Source organism: Kitasatospora sp. NBC_01560, assembly GCF_045208415.1.
Lineage (GTDB): Bacteria > Actinomycetota > Actinomycetes > Streptomycetales > Streptomycetaceae > Kitasatospora.
This window is the reverse complement of the sequence record NZ_CP109364.1, coordinates 4353825-4373210: the sequence shown is the minus strand read 5'-3', so window position 1 is coordinate 4373210 and position 19386 is coordinate 4353825. Positions and strand designations below refer to the sequence as shown.

Annotated in this window: 20 protein-coding genes; 7 read left to right on the top strand and 13 right to left on the bottom strand. The window is 70.9% G+C overall.

Annotation, left to right across the window (positions count from 1 at the left end):
- Nucleotides 1-148: 148 nt before the first annotated feature.
- Complete coding sequence (locus OH807_RS19045) at nt 149-562, top strand: VOC family protein (protein WP_406200273.1); 414 nt, start codon at nt 149-151, stop codon at nt 560-562.
- Between the two features lie 166 nt (nt 563-728).
- Here OH807_RS19045 and OH807_RS19040 read toward each other — a convergent pair whose 3' ends face one another.
- Nucleotides 729-1082 (bottom strand): hypothetical protein, encoded by a 354-nt coding sequence (locus OH807_RS19040; RefSeq protein WP_406200270.1) that lies wholly within the window; start codon nt 1080-1082, stop codon nt 729-731.
- A 193-nt stretch (nt 1083-1275) separates the two neighbouring features.
- On the opposite strand from OH807_RS19040, the gene OH807_RS19035 reads away from it, so the two are divergent.
- The gene (locus OH807_RS19035; protein WP_406200268.1) at nt 1276-1578 is read left to right on the top strand and encodes a GntR family transcriptional regulator; all 303 of its coding nucleotides are present in this window, start codon (nt 1276-1278) and stop codon (nt 1576-1578) included.
- Between the two features lie 5 nt (nt 1579-1583).
- Here OH807_RS19035 and OH807_RS19030 read toward each other — a convergent pair whose 3' ends face one another.
- The 3 genes from OH807_RS19030 to OH807_RS19020 form a co-directional block, all read right to left on the bottom strand.
- The gene (locus tag OH807_RS19030; protein WP_406200266.1) at nt 1584-1826 is read right to left on the bottom strand and encodes a hypothetical protein; all 243 of its coding nucleotides are present in this window, start codon (nt 1824-1826) and stop codon (nt 1584-1586) included.
- A 327-nt stretch (nt 1827-2153) separates the two neighbouring features.
- The gene (locus OH807_RS19025) at nt 2154-2576 is read right to left on the bottom strand and encodes a hypothetical protein (RefSeq protein WP_406200264.1); all 423 of its coding nucleotides are present in this window, start codon (nt 2574-2576) and stop codon (nt 2154-2156) included.
- 54 nt (nt 2577-2630) lie between these two features.
- Entirely contained in the window at nt 2631-2852 is a 222-nt protein-coding gene (locus OH807_RS19020) for a hypothetical protein (protein ID WP_406200262.1), read from the bottom strand.
- A 127-nt stretch (nt 2853-2979) separates the two neighbouring features.
- Here OH807_RS19020 and OH807_RS19015 point away from each other — a divergent pair, with 127 nt between their 5' ends.
- Nucleotides 2980-4068, top strand: a complete 1089-nt coding sequence (locus OH807_RS19015) for a Scr1 family TA system antitoxin-like transcriptional regulator (protein ID WP_406200260.1) — start codon at nt 2980-2982, stop codon at nt 4066-4068.
- Between the two features lie 718 nt (nt 4069-4786).
- Here the strand turns inward: OH807_RS19015 and OH807_RS19010 are convergent.
- The 5 genes from OH807_RS19010 to tatA form a co-directional block, all read right to left on the bottom strand.
- Nucleotides 4787-6427, bottom strand: a complete 1641-nt coding sequence (locus OH807_RS19010) for an HK97 family phage prohead protease (protein ID WP_406200258.1) — start codon at nt 6425-6427, stop codon at nt 4787-4789.
- Between the two features lie 764 nt (nt 6428-7191).
- The gene (locus tag OH807_RS19005; RefSeq protein ID WP_406113269.1) at nt 7192-8913 is read right to left on the bottom strand and encodes a recombinase family protein; all 1722 of its coding nucleotides are present in this window, start codon (nt 8911-8913) and stop codon (nt 7192-7194) included.
- Nucleotides 8914-9129: 216 nt separating this feature from the next.
- Complete coding sequence (locus tag OH807_RS19000; RefSeq protein ID WP_406200256.1) at nt 9130-9666, bottom strand: potassium channel family protein; 537 nt, start codon at nt 9664-9666, stop codon at nt 9130-9132.
- 102 nt (nt 9667-9768) lie between these two features.
- Entirely contained in the window at nt 9769-11187 is a 1419-nt protein-coding gene (locus OH807_RS18995; protein WP_406200255.1) for a hypothetical protein, read from the bottom strand.
- Between the two features lie 130 nt (nt 11188-11317).
- Nucleotides 11318-11617 (bottom strand): Sec-independent protein translocase subunit TatA, encoded by a 300-nt coding sequence (gene tatA, locus OH807_RS18990; protein WP_406200253.1) that lies wholly within the window; start codon nt 11615-11617, stop codon nt 11318-11320.
- Nucleotides 11618-11796: 179 nt separating this feature from the next.
- On the opposite strand from tatA, the gene OH807_RS18985 reads away from it, so the two are divergent.
- Nucleotides 11797-12636 (top strand): DUF3626 domain-containing protein, encoded by an 840-nt coding sequence (locus OH807_RS18985; protein WP_406200251.1) that lies wholly within the window; start codon nt 11797-11799, stop codon nt 12634-12636.
- Here the strand turns inward: OH807_RS18985 and OH807_RS18980 are convergent.
- The gene (locus OH807_RS18980) at nt 12590-13294 is read right to left on the bottom strand and encodes a class I SAM-dependent methyltransferase (protein ID WP_406200249.1); all 705 of its coding nucleotides are present in this window, start codon (nt 13292-13294) and stop codon (nt 12590-12592) included. The two genes, OH807_RS18985 and OH807_RS18980, sit on opposite strands and share 47 nt — an antisense overlap.
- A gap of 214 nt (nt 13295-13508) precedes the next feature.
- Nucleotides 13509-15065, bottom strand: a complete 1557-nt coding sequence (locus OH807_RS18975; protein WP_406200247.1) for an MFS transporter — start codon at nt 15063-15065, stop codon at nt 13509-13511.
- A gap of 110 nt (nt 15066-15175) precedes the next feature.
- Here OH807_RS18975 and OH807_RS18970 point away from each other — a divergent pair, with 110 nt between their 5' ends.
- Entirely contained in the window at nt 15176-15766 is a 591-nt protein-coding gene (locus tag OH807_RS18970; protein WP_406200245.1) for a TetR/AcrR family transcriptional regulator, read from the top strand.
- 51 nt (nt 15767-15817) lie between these two features.
- Here the strand turns inward: OH807_RS18970 and OH807_RS18965 are convergent, their stop codons facing one another.
- Nucleotides 15818-16135 (bottom strand): cupin, encoded by a 318-nt coding sequence (locus OH807_RS18965; RefSeq protein WP_406200243.1) that lies wholly within the window; start codon nt 16133-16135, stop codon nt 15818-15820.
- A 181-nt stretch (nt 16136-16316) separates the two neighbouring features.
- Here OH807_RS18965 and OH807_RS18960 point away from each other — a divergent pair, with 181 nt between their 5' ends.
- Complete coding sequence (locus OH807_RS18960) at nt 16317-16583, top strand: hypothetical protein (protein ID WP_406200240.1); 267 nt, start codon at nt 16317-16319, stop codon at nt 16581-16583.
- Between the two features lie 147 nt (nt 16584-16730).
- Here OH807_RS18960 and OH807_RS18955 read toward each other — a convergent pair whose 3' ends face one another.
- Nucleotides 16731-17888 carry an acyl-CoA dehydrogenase family protein gene (locus OH807_RS18955; protein ID WP_406200238.1) on the bottom strand — a complete coding sequence of 386 codons (1158 nt, stop codon included), beginning with the start codon at nt 17886-17888 and terminating at the stop codon, nt 16731-16733.
- 193 nt (nt 17889-18081) lie between these two features.
- Between OH807_RS18955 and OH807_RS18950 the strand changes: the two genes are divergently transcribed.
- On the top strand, nt 18082-19245 hold the full coding sequence (locus OH807_RS18950; protein ID WP_406200235.1) for a TetR/AcrR family transcriptional regulator: 1164 nt from the start codon (nt 18082-18084) through the stop codon (nt 19243-19245).
- Nucleotides 19246-19386: the final 141 nt, after the last annotated feature.

Sequence of the window (19386 nt, the reverse complement as noted above, 5' to 3'; positions counted from 1 at the left end):
GGGCCCGGGCCCATGGCTAGGCTGGGGTGATGAGCCAGCCGCCCACCACCCCGGGAGTCCGGGGCCCGCACACCGGGGCCCGCCCGTCGGCCGTCGTCCCCGGGCGCCGGCCCGCCGCCCCCGGCCGCCCGCCCGCCGGGCCGGCCGCATGCTGAGCATCGGGTCCGTCGTCCTCGGCGTCGAGGACGTCCGGCGCGCGGTCGCGTTCTGGACGGCGGCGCTCGGCTACGTCCCGCGCGACGCGGTCGACGACCGCTGGACGGTCCTGGTGCCGGCCGCCGGCCCGGGCGTGCAGCTCGCGCTCGGCCGCAGCCGGATCCCCGTCCAGGAGCAGCCGCGCGTCCACCTCGACCTCTACGCGGCCGACGCCGCCGAGCAGGCCGCCGAGATCACCCGGCTGCTCGCCCTCGGCGCCCGGCACGTCGACTGGGACAGCTACCCCGTGGACCCGGACTTCGTCGTCCTCGCCGACCCCAACACCTCTAACTCCTACTTCTGCGCCCGCGCAGAAGACCTGAAAGAGCCCCGCCCGGAATGGTCCGGACGGGGCTTCGACATCTAGCCGATCAGTGCGCGCAGGTAGGGCTCACAGGGGTTGCAACCCCATACGGTCCATCCGGGCCCCGTGGCGTGCTCCACGTAGCCGACGGGGGACACAGGGCCGGTCTTGGTGCACCGGGGGCAGACACCGATCTTCTCTCGCTTCTCTGTCTGGTCAGTCTCGGCCATCACACACCCGCCCCGGTGAGCACGTGCCCCGCGTCGGTGGCGTCGTCCAACCAGTGAACCGGGTTCGGCAGCCCCAGGCGGGCCGCGAAGACGAAGATCTCTTCTTCCCCGCAGTACGGGCGGACAAGCCGGTTCGCCTCTCCTTCGAGGGGCAGGCGCCAGTCAACGAGGTGCTTGGGGAGCGTCCAAAACCGTGACTCGCCCGGCAACGGCGCGGGGGTCTGTACGGCAGGTTCAGCAGGGGGCTTGGGCTGGAACGCGGGGCCCGCGCTGACGGGCAGGTGCAGCGCTATCAAGCCAGCCAGCAGGATGCCGGCCCAGGCGAAGAACACCCAAGGGATAAAGTTGGTCATGTCGGAGCCCTTTCGCGGCTTCGTCCATCCCCCGGGACGGTTGCAGCCGTCGCCGGGGCTTTCTGTTGTTGAGTCTCTGACGATATCTCAACTCCTCTAAGTCTCCTACCCTCCTACCCTCCTACCCTCCTACCCTCCTACCCTCCTACTGTCCTAAGTGGAGCGAATTGCGGCAGCTCTCTACGCTGCTGGCATGCCCGACTCTGCCCAGCGCCCGAAGCGCGTACCGCCGTACCGGCTCGTTGCCGTCGAACTTGCGGCTGAGATTCGCGCGGGCGGGTATGACGACGGGACGCCCTTCCCGTCCGAGTCCGCGCTGAGCCGCCGCTTCGATGTGGCGCCCATGACCGTTCGACGGGCGCTCGAAGTCCTTCGCGAGGAAGACGGGCTGATCACCACGCGGTGGGGCAAGGGGTCCGCCGTTGTCCCTCCTGACCAACGACCGGCCCCAGGGACAGCAGGGCCCCGCCCAGGCGAACCCGGACGGGGCCTGTAACTGGGCTAGGTCTTGCCCGCCGGGTCGTCGCTCGCCGGGTTCTCCAAGATCTCTGCGATCGTGACGGGCGGGAACACGCAGAGGTCGATTGCCCGAACAAGGTCCGCCTGGAGGGCCGTCGCCGGGGCCACCATCGCCAAGGGGCACGTCCACATGGCGTCATCACGTTCGGGCTCCCGCAGGAACACGTGTTGCCACCGGCTGCCATTCACGATTGCAAGCCGCCCGTCACCTCTGGTGTCGATCACTACCGACCCCGGGGCGGGGCCCACATGGTTCGTGTTGGGTCGGTTACGCATCCCTTTCACTTCCGCCTTGACCTTCCGGCGGGCGGCCCCCCGAACCTGACTTACCAACGCGCAAGCTCCCCTCCTGGTGGTGTGGTGGGTGGCTCCGTCCGTCCCGCCGGGGGTGTCGCACGACGGACGGAGCCCTTCCCCTGCCGGTCACTCCAGCCCCGGACCGGCAAGGGGGTCATCCGGCGGACACTGTCACGTGACGTGCCGGACGTTGGTACCCGTCCCGAACGCGTTCCCCATGACTGCTTCGCGCCCGGGACGGGGGTCTTGTGGGTGTTACTCAGGCGGTGCAGCAGCCTGTTCGATCCGCCGAAGCTCCTCGAACTCGTCCGTGACGAGCAGCACGAGCGGTACATCGTCGGCGATGAACAGGTTCCGGCGGACCGCGTCGGCAACGGCGGTTTCGAAGTGCTCTTCTACGTCGGCCGCCGACACGAACGGGATGTGCAACGCCCCCTCGATCTCCAGCTCGTAGCCGACGGCGGGGACGACTTCCACGCGGACCTCACGCGGACGTGGCTTGGGCTTCCGTCCGCAGACCTGAACGGACGTCTCCTCGGGGTGCCGCGTGGCGTAGTCCGGCGGCAGCAGGAAGCCGAACCGGCCACAGCAGCAGCGCCATTCGGGGATGTCGTCCGTCTCTGCTCCGGTCAGTTCGACCGGGTTGCCGCACGGGCAGGTGGGGGAACCGCCGATCACGTCCGCGCCTTTCTGAGGGGTGCCGTTGCGCCTTCCATGAGTGCTGGCCGCGCATCACAGCGCCGGTCGCGGGGGCGCCCCGTTCGGGTCCGCCGGCTCAAGGTCGACACCCCGCTTCAGGGGCTCGATCCGGTCCGGGGCGGTGGTCCACTCGCACCCACCGCCGGGCGGCCGCAGGTGGACCAGTCCGCCGTACGTACCCATGTACTCGCCGATGCGGTCGGCTCGTTGGTCGCGCACGTGTTCGTTCTGCTTCGGGGTGTAGATGGTGCCCACCGCCGCCGCCTTCCGTCGTCGCTGTGCGGTATCCAGCCAACGACACCGGGTAGGCAGAGGGGTATACCTGACGGCACGACAGATCTACTGTCCTGAATGGGATGCGAGACAGGGTTCCCTGTCCTGAATGGCGGGCGGCATGGCGGGACGACCGGCGGCAAGACGAACACTCACCCCCGAGGCATGGGCATGGCTGCTTCAGAACCTGCGGCTCCGTGCCGGTTACAGTTCTGGCGCCGCGCTGTCACGAGCGCTCAACCTCGACGACAGCTACGTCCGGAAGTTCGAGTCCCTGGAGAGACAGCCGCCGAGGGACTTCGCCGAACGTTGCGACGTCCTACTTGATACTGGCGGGCAGCTCGTTGCCGCCTGGGATGACGTCGATTGGACAACCGCGCCCGACCACCCGGACTGGTTCAAGTTCTTTGCCGGACTTGAAGCACGGGCAACCCAGGTGCGCGAGTACAGCACCGACCGAGTGTCCGGCCTTCTTCAGACACCGGCCTACACCCGAGCGCTGTTCAGGTTCGCCAAGCCGCTCGACAGCGAAGAAGCTATTGACCGTGGGGTGGCTGCACGAATCCGCCGTCAAGCCCGCTTCCTCACCCCCACTGGCCCCTTCCTGGTGGTCGTCTTGGACGAAGCTGTGATTCGCCAACGCGTGGGCGGTCGGATCGTCATGCACGAGCAGCTGCGCCACCTGATCAACGTCCCCCGGTGCTACCCCAACGTGGTCATCCAAGTAGCACCGTTCGAGTTGGGAGAGAAGACCGGAGCGACCGGCGGCTTCACACTGCTTGAGCTGCCAGAGAGCGAGCGATGGGCGTACTCGGAGAGCATGAGCCGGGGCCATGCCGTCAACGATCCGCCCACCATAGAGCGGCACATCCGGGCCTATGATCGGCTTCGGGCAGAGGCCCTGTCCGCCCAGGACTCCGTCCGGTTCATTACGAGCGCCATGAGGGAGCTAGTCAACGTGACACCAATAAGCCCCATCGCCGTCAACTGGCGTCCCCCGCGCGAGTGGAAGACGGCTTCGTACTCCCAGGGCGACGGAGGGCAGTGCATTGAAGTCGCCACCAACGTCGGTCAGGCCGAACAGGTCGTCCCCGTGCGGGACAGCAAGGACCGGGGCGGGCCGGAGCTGGGTTTCTCCCCCGCCGCATGGTCCGCGTTCCTTCAGGGCGTCGCCGCTGGGGAGTTCGGCACCGTCTGAACTGCCCCCCGAACGCAAAAAGGACCCCAGGGGATGGCCCTGGGGTCCTTCGCTTTGTTGCTCGCTGGCACCGGCGTTCGAGGGGCTTCGTCGCTCCTGCTGTCACCTTGACCACCTGCTAGCGGGTGCTTCGACCCCCTTGAAGGGTGCCTTTCTCCGGGCCTCTCAGCACGGCTTCGCCTACGCGGCAACGCAGTTGATCGCTGGGGGCGCACGGGTTCGGACCCACACCCAGGGCGCGTGTTTCGAGCTGCAACCGGGATCGCTGAGCGGCAAGCCTGCGAACTTTTGAAGCACCCCGCCCGCCGCCTCACCGAAGCTCCCGCCTCAGAGGCAGATGATCACTGTGTCCGACTTCGGAGTCCGACCCCGGTGAATCCTCGCGCCTTCCAGGACGGGCAAGCCGTCGGTCCGGCCCGTGTCACGCCAACACCCTCGGCACGACGCGTGGACGTTGCGGTGCTCTCGCCTGCCGCCGCTGCGGATCGGCGTCGTCCACGCCAGTACGAGACCAGCCACCGGGCCTGTGTGGTCGCACCGCTCACAGCGCATCGGCACCTGCCTGAGCCCAATCTCGGCCAGGCGAGAGGCTATCTCCGTCAGCAGTGGCTCACGATGTGGTGGCCGGCCACGCCACCGGTACAGGTTGGCGAGACAGGACGCCCCCTTCCTCAGCACCCCCATGTCCAGGACACCTCCCTACCCCTGCTCGCCGTCATCACTGCTGTGCCCGCGCCCGTGCCTGCTGCTGGCGGTCGCGGAGCCGCTGGGCTTGATCGTCTGAGAGCTGTTGTGCTGCCACCGTGACGCGCTTGCTCGGCTCGGCTCGAAGGCGGGCAAGCTCCTCCGCGTGCTGCTGCTCCTGGGCGGCAAGCATCTCGGGAGAGTTCAGGTACGGCTCCGACTGGTCAGCGAGCACCCGAAGGTCCGGGACCTTGCTCGGAAGCGTGGCGCTCACGATCTGCACCGACGTGGCTTCCTGCACCCATACGCCAGCCACGCGGGCCAGTGCGCGGAACAGCGCGTGGTCCTGGGTGAATGCCTCCGGCGCGGTTCGTGACACCGTGATGGAGATATCGCTGTGCAGTCCGACGAAGATCCGCGAACTGTCCGCAACAACAGCCGTGTTGGCGGGTAGGTACTGCGAGACGACCGGGGTCAGCCCGTAGATTCCCTCCGTCCACTGGGCGGCAGGGATCTCCGCCCGAAGCGCCTCGGCGGCCACCGGATCAACCCACAGAACGGTGCCCTCGGCGCCGGAGCCTTCCATGCGCTTGAGAGCGGCGTTGATCTCGGCAACGGACGGAGCAGTGTTCTTGGTAACTCCCTGAGCCAGAAGGCCAGTTACCCGCCTTGGGTCGTTCGGGTCGGCCGGTGCGGCGCCGTTGAACAGCCCCTTGTCGAGCCCACGCGCCATGGCGAGCGCAAGAGACTGGTTGATACCTGCGACGAGATCCGGACGGGCATCCTGAAGGACTTCGGACGAAGCCTTCTCCAGCGCGCCGAACTTGGTCGCCCAGCACGTCCGGGAGGGCAGATCGGTACTCGTCTCCGGGATCGGGGTGTTGGCATCCACATACCCGCCGTCAACGGTCTTGATCGCCGGGAGCATCATCGAAGGCTCGTGCATGGTCAGCTTGTTCGACGCCGGGATGTTCGCCAGGAACCGAGACTTCGGCCCGATCATGTTGACCCACAGCGCTGCCGGTTCCGTGGCGGTCCACTGAGACCCGTTCGGGATGGTGCGCCGGTTCACTGGGAGAAAGCCGTCTGCGGTTCGGATAGGTGCGTCGGTCATACGGAACTCGCTCTCCAGCGGATAGGCGGCACCCAGAGAACGGGCGCTCGTGGTCGTCGTCGGGTAGGCCGGACTGGTAACCGGGCCAAGCTCATAGACGGTCATCGACGTGATCACCCGGACCGGAAGACCGGTCTCGGGGTCGTCATCGCTGGCACGTTCCTGTCCACCCGGATTGACTCGGAAAGTGAACGAGCTGCCGATCACGTCGCCCCGCCGGATCAATTCGGCGACGTCCTGGCCGGCCTGCGTGTTCGGGATATCAATCTCGTAGCGAACCCCCGACGGATCTGTTGTAAGACGGAGTGTCCCTGAGCTACGCCTGCCAAGGACGTGGTCCACGTTGTGGTTGAACGTGGCGAGGACATCGCTCCGGTCCGTTGCCGGATTCCACGCGGTCGATGAGATCCGCTCCCGAAACCCTCCGAGGTCGTGGCTCAACTCGTCGAACCGAATGGCATACCCGCTGATTGTGTTGACGCCCCCGGAGCTTCGGAGCGAGACGCCGAACGGTACTGCCCTCTTCTGGACGCCCGTATCGGGTGTCAGCGCAGGTGACATGGGAACCCCCTTCCAGTGCTGGCGTTTGTACGTGACCTAGAGCGCAAGGACTTCCCGCCACCTACTACCGTCAGTAGGTGATCGCGAATGAGGGCTTTGTCGTTAGCTCCCCACCTTCCGGCGCAGTCGATATGCCTTCTGCTTGTGGGCAGTTGAGCAGTAGCGCCGGGGCCGGCCGTCCCCCATCCATCCGGCGTTGTCCTCGCATCCGTCGAGCCCACAGACGGCTTCCCAGCGGGCTTCATCAGCGGCTTCACGCTCTGCCCTGGCGCAGTCGCTGCACATCTTCTGATGCTGGTTCACCGGATTGAACGCGTCTCCGCAGCGCGGGCAGTCGAGCCCGTAAAGATGTTCCCTCGTGCGCTTGGCTGCCCGCTTGAGCGCCTGGCGGCAGGCAGGCGAGCAGACCCTCTCTTGCCGTCCGGTCAGCGAGCGCCCGCAGTGCTCACAGTCGCTGCGACGATGCCCGCTCTCCCACGTGTAGTACCCCATGGGCCCCGCTCCCTTCGGTCGTTACGGAATTGCCGATGGCGTGTCCCAAGATCTCTGTTTTTCTATAGGTTTTCTTATGTCATTTGGGGAAATAGGGACACAGCACTAGAGATAAGTAACAACTGTCTCGGAACCCTTGAGAGCGCAGAGACTTCCCAGCGCTGGCGAGGCAGACTTGCCTTCGCGTACCACGCTGGAAGGCCCTAGGCAGCCATCTGAGGGCATAGGAAAGCCCCGGCAGGCTCAGGGCCATGCCGGGGCTGAATGGGGCGTCAGGCGGCCATGAGGGCCACCGGTCGGATCTTGCTGCGGGGCGCCGGGAGGTCCCCACGGACGTCGGACTCCAACTGTCGCGAGATCGCGTCAAGCTCTTCCACGATCGGGTCCAGCTCATCGGACATGCTGAAGTCGACGCGTCGGACATCCAGCCTTCGCCACCCGCCCCGAGTGCCCCGGCGAACGTTCAGCCGGACTTCGGCGGCCACCAGCATTGCGCGGCGCTCGGCCGTGTCGGCGGAACCCCATTCATCCGCGTAGGTGCGCCCTGTCTCCGTGACGATCGTCTGCGGCTCGGTCTTCTCTCGGGACTCCAACTCGACTATGCGGGTGTCGAGTGCGTCATGCCGCTTCTTCCACTCCTCGGCGGCGTGCTTGGACTTCTGTTGCCCTTGGAGCTTGAGGTGAGCGGCGAACTCGGCTGCGGTCGCCTTCAGTTCGGGCTCGGGGTCGTAGCCGGGAATCGTGACCGTGGTCCTGGTCTGGATTGCGCCGGTGAGGCGCAGGAATTCGGAGGCGACGAACTCGTCCACCCAGTCGGCCCGGATGTATGAGGGCGCGGCGCACTTGACTCCCCGGGCGTGGTGCCCGCAGCCGTAGCTGGGGTGATTCCTGGTCGTGTTCTGTGGATTCAGGTACATCCGGCCGCTGCACCCGATGCAGTGGACTATGCCGAGGAGAAGCGCGTTGGTGTCCGTGCGCTGCACACACCATCCCTTGACCCGCCCGTCCAGGACGGCGCCGATCTGGTCGAATTCCTCGCGGGTGAGAATCGGCGTCTCGGTCTGCATGACCGGGTTTCCCCGATCGTCGCGAACCGGGTTGCCCTTGTGCATCTTCCAGCCGAGCAGCGCCTCATTGCGCAGCATCCGGGTGAGGACCGCAGGCGTCCACTTGAACGTTTCCTGGACGACATGGGCTCCCTTGGCGCCGCCGGTCTTCCCGCCCCTCTCCCGACCCATCTTGGCTGCCCAGTAGTCGCGCGGACTCAGGATCCCATCAGCGTTGAGTCCGGCCGCAATTGCGGACAGGGACTTGCCTTCCAGCAGCTCACGAACGATGCGCTCGATGACCGCCACGGCGTCCGGGTCGGGCACCAAGGTCCAGCCCTTGCCCCCGAACTCCTCGGGCATGGGAGCGGGCATGTAGCCGTACGTGGGACGCCCGCCACCGCGCCAGCGAAGGGGCATGGCGCGCAGTGCGGCTTGGGCGCCGCTCACGCGGTCGCTGATGCTCTGCGCTTCGAACTGTGCGGCGAACGCCAACATGAAGAGCTGGAGTTCGGACATGGGGTCCATGGCGTTGCGGAAGTCGAAGACCTGCCGACCCCCGCCGAGCCCCTCGGCGAAGATGAGTACCTTCCGGTGCTCGCGTGCCCAGTTGGCGAGCGCGTACATGTCCTGCATGGACCGAATCGCGCGGTCGAACCGCCACCAGACAAGGGCGTCGTACGTGCTGGGATCGTTCAGCCAGCCGGCCAGTTGCGGGCGCTCCCACGGCGACGTCTTCGACGCGCTGACGTCAAGGTCGACCGCCTCTCGAAGGGCGTCGGCCTGGCCGAAGTCGACGTGCAGTTCACCGGCTACGTGGTCGCACGCGTCGCGTTGCCGTTCCGGGCTGGTGGTCTCGTCAGTCAGTACCGAGAGCCGGACGCACCGGACACCCCGAAGGGTCTCGGTGAACACCGTCCCGGCCAGAAGGTTGGTGTCATGGTTCATGCTCTCCGTGGAGCGCACCGACTTCCCACGACCCGCAGACGTGCTCCTGACCAGCGTTGCCGTACCCATGCCGCTGCTACTCCAGAACTACTAGTCCAGAGTGCTGGGAGATCCCGACGGCAACCGCTTCTGCGTCATCGACACCACCCACGGCCGGGCCGCGTGAGCTGCGGCCGGGCCCGCCGACCCGCCGGTGGGGTGCCGTCGGCCGCGCCGTCAGTCGCGTTGCCGGACACGGCTCTCGACGCCGCTGCGGACCTGCCGGCTGAGCACGCCGGCCGCGGCGGCCAGGAAGACGAAGTTGTAGACGATCTGCAGGATCACCACCAGCCGGGGGGCCTGGCCGGAGGCGGTGATGTCGCCGTAGCCGACGGTCGCCATGGTGACGATGGTGAAGTAGAGCGAATCCAGCCGGGTGTTCAGGCCGATGAACTCGTCGGGCTGGGCGCCGAGGACGTAGTAGGTCGCGGCGAAGACGGTCAGTGCGAGGCAGATCAGGAAGACCAGCCAGACCCCCGGGTGGTGGCCGGTGCCGCGCAGGATGTCGATGATCCGGGCCAGCAGCAGCGCGCTGAGGCCGGTCAGCGCGGCCGCGAAGACCAGCCAGCTGACCACCGGCCGGTGCTCGCCGAAGTAGCGCAGCGGCAGGGTGAAGTACGCGACCATCAGCAGCGTGAACGAGGCCAGCAGGGAGAGCCAGGCTCGTGCGTCGACCTGGGGCCGCGGTGCCGGCTGCGTCGGTTCGCTGCACATGGCGCCCAGCTTCCAGGAGCGGGCGGCCCGCCGCCCGTCGGGTGCGCCGACCGGGGGACGCCGGCCCGCCGCCGGCCGGCGCACCCGGCGGCGGGCTCCCGCTCAGGCCGGTGAGCCGCTCCCGTGCCCGGCCGCCGCACCCGGCCCGCCCGGCTCGTCCAGTAGCTCCAGGACCGCCAGGACCGCCAGCAGCACCAGTGCCATGCAGAGCGTGACCAGCACCGTCGGGTAGCTCCAGAGCACGAACGCCAGCACCGCGCCCACCACTGCCGCCCAGGCGAGCCAGCCCTTCCAGCGGTGCACGAAGCGGCCGACGGCGCCGAGCCGCAGGCCCGCCCCCTCGGCACTGTTCCGCACCGCGCCGAGCCCGGCCCGCCAGGTGCCCCGGACGGCGCCGGCCCGCCGCCCGCTGCCGCTGATCCAGGCGCCCAGCGCGACCAGCAGGCCGAGCGCGATCACCACCCGGACGGCCGACCGGAGGTACCGGATCAGGGTGTCGTACACCGCCTGGGCGGCCGCCTGGTCCACCCCGGCCGGGAGCTTGTCCAGGTAGATCGCCCGGAAGGCGGAGAGTCCGATGCCCAGCAGCAGTGCGCCGCCGGCCATGCCCAGGGCGACGGTGACGGCGGCCCGGCGCCGTCGGACGGCCAGCAGGACGCCGGCGACGGCGCAGGCCACGGTCAGCACGGGCAGCCAGAAGCCGACCAGTTGGAGCAGCCGGAAGCCGGTGCGGACCTTGGGGACGGCGTCGGACTGGACGAGCGTGTACTCGGTGTGGATCTCGGGGATCTTCGAGGCGATCGAGAGCCCGTTGTCCACCAGACGGGTCTTCACCCGGTCGATCAGCGGCGCGAGGTCGAGCACCACGGTGTCGTTCTTGATCTCCAGGGCGCCGCCGCCGCTCCCGGTCAGCATCTTGTCGATGGCCGCGTGGGCGTTCCGGTTGACCTCCGTCCAGATGGTGGCGAAGGTGTCGCTGTCCACCACCCGTTCGACCTGCCCGTGCACGAAGCCGGTGAGCCCGCTGGTCAGGGCCTGGCTGATGGGGCCGATCAGGGTGTTCAGCCGGGGCCGGTCGTCGGGTGCGACGGAGTCCAGCAGCGACTCGACCGGGATCTGCTTCATGATCTCGTCGGTCACCCGGTTGGTGACGGCGGCCCGGACGGCCGGGTCCCGGGCGAGCGGCGCCATCGTGGCGACGTACCGGTCGGTGTCGGTGATCTGCGACTTGGTCCAGACGGCGACCACGCTCAGCGGCGTCAGCACGCAGGCCACCAGCACCAGCAGGACGGCGAAGGCCGAGCGGACGCGGTGGCGCTGCGCGGGGCGTTCCCTCAGCTGGGCCGCCAGCCGCGCCTCGTGGGCCTCGACGGCGGCGAGGCGGGCATGCAGCTCGGCGAGCTGGTCCGTGGGCCGGTCCGCGTCCGCCGGCCGGTCCGCGGGCCGGCCGGCCGGCGGCTTCGGGGGCTCGCCGGCGTCGTCGTCGTCGGGCGGCTCGCCGGGCTGATCATGGGTCGGCATGCCTCAACTCCGTTTCCTCCGGTCGGTGCAAACCAGGAGACAACGGATCAAAGGGGACGGCCAGTCGGGCGCCGTACGCGACGAAGCCCCCGCCGGTACCGGCGGGGGCTTCGTCAAAAGCGTGCGGGACTCAGGCCGAGGTGGTCGGCCGGGGAGCCTCGGTGGCCTTGGTCACATGGGTCGGCGTGACCGCCGGGCGCGCCTGCTCGGCGGCCGGCTGCTCCGGGGCCGCGGTGCTCTGCGCGGTGCCCTGGGCGGCCGCGTCGGCCGGGGCGTCGTCCTCGCGCAGCGCCTTCGTCTCCGCCTTCAGGATGCGCATCGACTTGCCGAGGCCACGGGCCATCTCCGGCAGCTTCTTGGATCCGAACAGCAGGACAACGACAGCCAGCACCACCAGGAGGTGCCATGGCTCAAGACCGTTCCGCAGCATCCCTGGCCACCGGTCCCTTCTCTTCTAGAGTCACAGGAGGGCAAAGCGCCCGACCTGGCCAGTATGCCTGGCCGCGAAGGCGAACGTATACACCGGCCGGGAAACGCTGGTCAAAAAGCAGATGTTGCCCGGCACCAATTCGGGTGCGCCGCCCGGTGGTCGTCCGGGAGACTGCCGCGATGAGCACCGCCACATCCCGGACCTCGCAGGAGCGCGCGCTGCGGCACGTCGCGGACCGGTCCGCCGGGCCGCCGCTCGACCCGGCCCTGCGCGTCACCCTCAACTTCCACCCCGACCGGTCCGCCGGCGGCCGGCCGATCCTGGTGGCGCTCGCCGAGGACGGCGTCTACCGCTCCCAGTTCGTCACGGGGACGAGCAACGGCGGCCTCACCGCCCACCCCGGCGGCGACCGGTGGCGCTGGGAGAGCCGCATCTTCGGCGGCGCGTACGACGCGGCCCCGGCCGCGGAACGCCCGGTCTACGGTGCGCTCGACTTCCGCCGCAGGCCGCTCGGTGCGGCGCCGCGGTTCGGCTCCGCGCACTTCCGGCTGACCGGGCAGACCCTCGCCCGGGCCTCCTTCTGCTACCCCGACAGCTTCCTGGAGCCCGCGGACTTCGGCGTCGCCGACCGGATGGGCCTCGTCGCGCTCGCCGAGGCCGACTCCGCGGACCTGCTGGACGACTACATCGAGACCCAGGTGCACGGTGAGGTCCGGCTCGACCGGGACGTCGAGGCACTCGTCCTCGACCCGAGCCACCGCGGCACCGCCGTCGAGGAGCAGGCCCGGCGGCTGCCCTGCCCGGTCGAGTGGCACCCCGGGGTGCGGCTCTCCGCCGAGGAGCTCCGCCGTCACCCGGACTACCGCGGCCCGGAGTTCGTCGCCCTCGGTCTCGCCGTCGCCGAGGACGGCCACCTCGACCCGCGGATCATCGGTGACGCCGTCCGTTCCGGCCGGTACGACCCGCAGGACCTCAAGAAGGTCTGGCACTGCCTCGCCCGCTTCGGCTCGCCGGCGTGACGGCGGCCCGCCCGTCCGGCCCGTTCCGGCGGGCCAGCAGGTAGCCGCGGCGGGTCTCGGCCTCCTCGGGCAGCGGCGCCCGCTCCAGGCGGGCCCGCACGGTGAAGCCGGCGTCCGCCAGCAGGCCGGCGACGGCCTCGGGCTGCAGGAAGTGGAAGTCCACGTCCACCCGGTGGCCCCACCACTCGTCGAGCCGGCGGACCTCCGTGCCGAGGTGGAAGGAGACCAGCAGGGTGCCGGCGGGGCGCAGCACCCGGTGCAGCTCGGCGAAGGCGGGCGCCAGCTCGGCGGGGGCGAGGTGGATGACCGAGTAGAGCGCGACGGCGGCGGCGAACTCCCCGTCCGCCGCGGGCAGCGCCAGCAGGTCGCCCTCGCGGAACTCCGCGCCGGGGTGCTCCTGCCGGGCGATCGCCACCATGGCCGGGGAGAGGTCGATCCCGACCACCCTCGCCCCGCGCTCCGCCAGCCACCCCGCGATGTGGCCCGGCCCGCACCCGACGTCCGCCACCGGCCCGCCGGCGGCCGACTCCAGTACGGCCCCGAGCAGCGCCCGGTCCATCGCCTTGTGCGCCAGCTCACCCCCGATCCGGTCGCGGTACTCCGCCGCGACGCTGTCGTAACTCGTCCGGACCCGCTCGTGGTCGGCATGCTGCGCCATGCCCGCAGCCTGGCAGGCCGCCCGCTCCCGCGCAGCCGATCCGCGCGGCCGGGCGTCGAGGCGCTCCAGGGTCACGGGGCACGGTGGCGGTTGCGGGTGGGGAACCGCCGGGCCGTGGACCGCCGGGCCGTGGCTCCCGGAGACGGGCGAGAGTCCCCGACCCGGCCCGGGTCGGGGACTCCTGATGACGCGCAGTGCCGGATCGGGCGGGAGGTCAGGCCGCTGCTGCCTCGGCGACGGGCTCGGCGGGCTCGGCCGGGCGGGCCGGGAGGTGGGACATCAGGCGGTGGGCGAGCAGGGCCGCGCCGAGTGCGAGGACCAGGCCGACGACCGCGGCGACGTGCAGGCCGTCGGTGAAGGCGACGCGGGCGGTGTCGAGCAGTTCGCCGCCGGCCCGGCCGGGCATCCGGGCGGCGACGGTGATCGCGCCGGCGAGGGTGTCCTGGGCGGTGCGGGCGGCCTCGCCGTCCAGACCGGCCGGGAGCGCGCCGTCGAGGCGGGAGCGGTAGACCGCGGCGCCGGCCGCGCCGAGCAGGGCGATCCCGAGCGAGCTGCCGAGCTCGACGGCGGTCTCGGAGGTGGCCGAGGCGGCGCCGGCCCGCTCGACCGGGGCGGCCGAGACGACCATCTCGGCGGTGAGGGTCATGGTGCCGACGGTGCCGGCCGCCAGGACGCCGGCGGCGGTGAGGATGAGGGCGAGCGGGGAGTCCGCGCCGACCAGCGTCATCATCGCGAAGCCGGCCGCGCCGGTCAGGAAGCCGCCGGCCATCAGGGCCGCGGGCCGGACCTTGCCGGCGAGCGCCGAGCTCACGCCGACCGCGGCGCCCACGCCGACGCTGGGGACGAGCGACCAGAGCGAGGCGGTGAGCGGGCTCATGCCCTTGACCAGTTGCAGGTACTGCGAGGTGAAGAGGGTGAAGCCCATCATCGCGAACATCGCGACCGCGTTGACGGTGATGGCCCCGCTGAAGGCGCGGATCCGGAACAGGCCGAGGTCGAGCAGCGGGGCGGCGGCGGTGCGCTGGCGCAGGACGAAGCCGGCGGCGAACAGCAGGCCGACCGGGACGGCCAGCGCCGGGAGCAGGCTCCAGCCCTCGACGGCGAGCGTCTTCACGCCGTAGACCAGCGGCAGGACGGCGGCCAGCGAGAGGGCGGCGCCGGGCAGGTCGAAGCGGCCGCGCTGCGGGGAGCGGTACTCGGGCAGCAGGACGGGGGCGGCGATCAGCAGCAGGGCCATCACCGGAACGGCGATCAGGAAGGCCGAGCCCCACCAGAAGTGGTCGAGCAGCAGGCCGCCGGCGACCGGTCCGAGGGTGGCACCGGCGGTGAGGACGCCGCCCCAGGCGCTGAGGGCGATCTGGCGCTGCTTGGCGTCGTGGAACATGTTGCGGATCAGCGCGAGCGTGGAGGGCATCACGGTGGCCCCGGCGGCGCCGAGCACGGCGCGGGCGGCGATCAGCTGTCCGGCGCCGTCGGCGTAGGCGGCCAGCAGCGAGGCGCCGATGAAGCCGGCGGCGCCGATCATCAGCAGCCGGCGGCGGCCGATCCGGTCCCCGAGCGAGCCCATCGTGATCAGCAGCCCGGCCAGCAGGAACGAGTACATGTCCATGATCCACAGCTGCTCGGTGCCGCTCGGCGCCAGCGTGGTGGAGATGTACGGGACGGCGAAGAAGAGCACGCCCATGTCCATGGTGAGGACGAGGGTCGGAAGCAGGAGGACGGCGAGGCCGATCCATTCGCGACGGCCTGCGCGGCCGGTGGTTGCGGTCATGGGGATGACAGTACGACCGTGTCAGACGCTTGTCTAGTACTAGCGTCTAAATCATGTGTGCGAGACGTACGTGCAAGACATCTGTCCGGATGTTCCGTAGCATCGGAGCCATGGGAAACCGCGAAGACTTGATGGCGGGCGCCAAGCGCTGCCTGTACGAGAAGGGCTACGGGCGCACCACCGCCCGGGACATCGCCACCGCCTCCGGCGTCAGCCTGGCCGCCATCGGCTACCACTACGGCTCCAAGGACGCGCTGCTCAACGCGGCGCTGATCGAGGCCACCGCGGAGTGGGGTGCGGCGCTGGCCGCGGTGGTGACGGGCGCGAGTGCGCTGTCGGACGACCCGGAGGAGCGCTTCGTCGCGGTCTGGGACGGCGTGCGGGAGACCTTCGTCGAACACCGGGGGCTCTGGGCCGCCCAGTTCGAGGCGATCGTGCAGATCGAGCACGCGCCCGACCTGGAGCGGGCGCTCGCCGGCGTGCAGAAGGACGGCCGGCTCGGGCTCGCCGCGCTGTTCCAGGGCCTCCCCGAGGTGCCGGACACCGAGGAGGAGCTGGCCCGGGGGACGTTCTACCAGGCGATGCTGGCGGGAATGGCGCTCCAGTGGATGGCCGCCCCCGACCAGGCGCCGACCGGGCGGGACTTCCTGCACGGGCTGCGGCTGGTCAGCGGCGCGGTGCTGAAGCCGGCCGCGGCGTAGCGGCTCCGCCGGGCGGGTGACGGGCGGGTGACGGTGCGGGCCGTCCGGGCCTCACCCGGTGACCGCCGTCAGCAGGACCACCGAGTCCACGTGGGCCAGCAGCCCGTGCCGCTCCGGCGGGACGGGCTGCAGCTCGCCCGCCGACAGCTCCTGGAGCCGGCCCGCGACGGTCAGCGAGACCCGGCCGCGCAGCACCTGGAGCGAGGCGGCCGTCGGGGCGTTGTGCTCGTCCAGCGCGGTGCCCGCCGTCAGGGCGATCACGGTCTGCCGCAACAGGCCGTCGTGCAGGACGAGGTGGGCGCTGCGTCCGTGCGGGCTCTCGGCGGCCCTGGCCGCGTGCTCCACGGCGAGCTGTTCGAGATCGACCATCGCGCGTCCTCCTGAACCTGCCTGGTGCCTGCGGCTCGCCGCCCGGTCGGGCTGGGGCCGGGTGGCGGCCCCCGGGCCCAGCGTCGCGGACGCGGTCGGCTCCCGCACCCCGGGCCGCCACCGTCCCGCCCGCGGGTGCGCTCGGGGTGCGGGAGCCGCCGACTGCCCCGATGGTGGAGGCATGGCGACCAATCAGAGCTTTTTCAACGGGTTTCAGGTCAACCGCACGCTCCTGGCCGGCGGCGCGGTGTTCACGGGCGTCGGCGCGCTGCTCGGGGCGACCGGTGCGGTGATGGTGTGTGTGGCGCTGGCCACCGCGGGCCGGCAGTGGGTGCGGGGCATGGACACCCCGCCGACCGCCATGGCCCAGCGGGCCCTGAGCGGGGCGAAGGCGGCGTCGGCGGCGGGCTGGGACGCCTGGCGGGCCGAGCAGGTCTCGCCCAACTGACCGGACCGCCCGACGGACCGGGTGACAGCGGGCCGCCATGGGGGTGCGGCCCGCTGTCCGTCGCGTTCCCGCCGCCGTCCGCCGTCCGCCGTCCGGGGCCGCGAGCAGCGCCCTCGGCGGGCCGGTTCCGTGCGGGGGCGCGGTCCCCTACAGGCCCATCGACTTGGCGATGATGCTGCGCATGACCTCGCTGGTGCCGCCGTAGATCCGGAACACCCGGTTGTCGGTGTAGAGGCGGGCGATCGGGTACTCCAGGATGTAGCCGTAGCCGCCGTGCAGCTGCAGGCACTTGTCGATCACGCCGGAGGCCGACTCGGTGCAGAACAGCTTCGCCGCCGCCGCGTCCGCGACCGTCAGCCCGCCCTGCTGGTAGAGCTCCAGCGCGCGGTCGACCATCGACTGCTGCGCCACCACCTGGGCCTCGCAGTCGGCCAGGGTGAACTTGGTGTTCTGGAACTCCGCCACCGCCTTGCCGAAGACCTTCCGGTCCTTGACGTACTGCACGGCGAAGCGGACGGCCGCCGCCGAGGCCGCGTACGCGCCGACCGCGATGGCCAGCCGCTCCTGCACCAGGTTGTGGGTCAGGTAGGAGAAGGCCCGGCCCTCCTCGCCGAGCAGGTTCTCCACCGGCACCAGGACGTCGCTGAACGCCAGCTCCGCGGTGTCCGAGGTGCGCAGGCCGATCTTCTGCAGCTTGCGGCCGACGGTGTAGCCCTCGGAGGCGGTGTCCACGCAGAGGATGGAGAGGCCGGCCCGGCGGTTGTCCGGGTCGTACGGGGCGGTCCGGCAGATCACCAGGACGAGGTCGGCGAGCACGCCGCCGGTGATGAAGGTCTTGGCGCCGTTGAGGACGTAGTGGGTGCCGTCCTCGGAGAGCCGGGCGGTGGTCGTGATCCCGGCGAGGTCGGAACCGGCTCCGGGCTCGGTCATCGCGATCGCGGTCATGATGTCGCCGGAGACGAAGCCGGGCAGCCAGCGCTGCTTCTGCTCCTCGTCCGCGTACTCCAGCAGGTAGGGCAGCACCAGCCCGGTGTGGACGCCGGAGGAGCCGAAGCTGACGCCCGCGCGGGCGGTCTCCTCGGCGATGACCGCCTGGTACTTGAAGCCGCTCTCGCCGGCACCGCCGTACTCCTCCGGGACCTCGATGCCGTAGATGCCGAGTTCGCCGAGCTTGCGGTAGAAGTCGCGCGGCGGGTGGCCGTCGGCCTCCCAGCTCTCGTAGACGGGGACGACCTCGTTGGCGATGAAGTCCCGGATGGTCTCCCGGAAGGCCTCGTGGTCCTCGGTGAACACGGTGCGGCGCACGGTGGCGCTCCCTTCGGTGGGGCCGAGTGATCGCTCCACAAGTTAATCCCGGGTAGCTTCCACTGTCCAGGGTCGGCGGACCGGTGCCCGTGCCGTGGTCGGGCCCGGTACGCCCGGCTCCCGGGGCGGTCAAGTGAATCCTTGCTAGCCTACGGTCGGCATGGTCGGTGAGCCCGGGGCGAGGAGTGGCGGCATGGTGGTGCGGCGGCCGCCGGCGTCGTCCCGGCAGGCGCAGATCCTGGCGGTGGCGGCCGAGCGCTTCCATCGCAGCGGGTACCACCAGGTGTCGATGACCGAGGTCGCCGCCGGGGTCGGGATCACCGCGCCGGCCCTCTACCGGCACTTCCGGGGCAAGCCGGAACTGCTCGACCGGACCGTCCGGCCGGGGCTGGACGAGCTGGCGGACGGGCTGCGCGCGGCCGGCTCCACGGCGGCCGTCGGCAGCGTGCTGGCCGCCGTCGCGGTCGGGCACCGGCCGCTCGGCACGCTGGTGCAGCGCGATGCCCGGCTGCTGCCGCCGGCCCGGCGGGCCGCGCTCCGCCGCGAACTGCGGGCGGACGCCGCGCTGATGACCGCCCGGCTCCGCGCCGAGCGGCCCGGACTCGACCGGCGGGACGCCGAGTTGCTCTGCTGGTCGGCGCTCTCGGCCTGTGCGGGCCTGTCCTACCAGTCGGCCGCTCCGCAGCCGCGCCGGGCCGAACGGCTGCTGCGCGACCTGGTGGCGGCGGTGCTCGCGGTGTCGCTGGACGGCACCGCGGCCGACCCCCGGCCGGTGGTGCCGGCCGTCGTGCTGCCGCAGCCGCGGCGCGAGGAGCTGCTCGCGGCGGCCGTCCGGCTGTTCCACCGGCGCGGGTTCGACAACGTCAGTACCGACCAGCTCGGTGCGGCGGTCGGCATCTCGGGGCCGAGCGTGTACCGGCACTTCGACAGCAAGCAGCAGCTGCTGGCCGCCTCGCTGGTGCGCAGCCGGGAGCGGCTCTGGCACGAGGTGGCGGGAGCGATCGCGGGCGCGGTGGGGCCGGGCGCGGCGCTGGAGGCCGGACTGGCCGCGTACGTCGACTTCGCCCGGGGCAACGCGGACTACCTGGGCGCGATGCTGAGCGAGACGGAGCGGTTGGCCGCGCCGGACCGGCGGGCCGCCGTGGACTTCCGGCGGGACTTCCTGCGGACCTGGGTCGACCTGCTCCGCCGGGTGCGTCCGGAGTACGACGCGGCGGAGGCCCGGATCCGGGTACACGCGCTGTTCGCGCTGGTCAACGACGGGGTGCGGAACCGTCCGGCCGGCGACCGGGCCGACCTCGGCGACTGCCTGCGGCGGCTCGGCCGGGCCGTCCTCGGCGTGCCCGGGCGGCCGTGAGCCGGTAGGCCCGGGGCGCGGGTGGGCGGACGCGAGTGGGTGCCCGCCCCGGCGGTGGGGACGGGCACCCGTTCACGGACCCGGGCGCGAGGGGCAGTCGCGCCCCGGACGCTCCTGGCGGCGGCGCACCCGGCGGTGCGC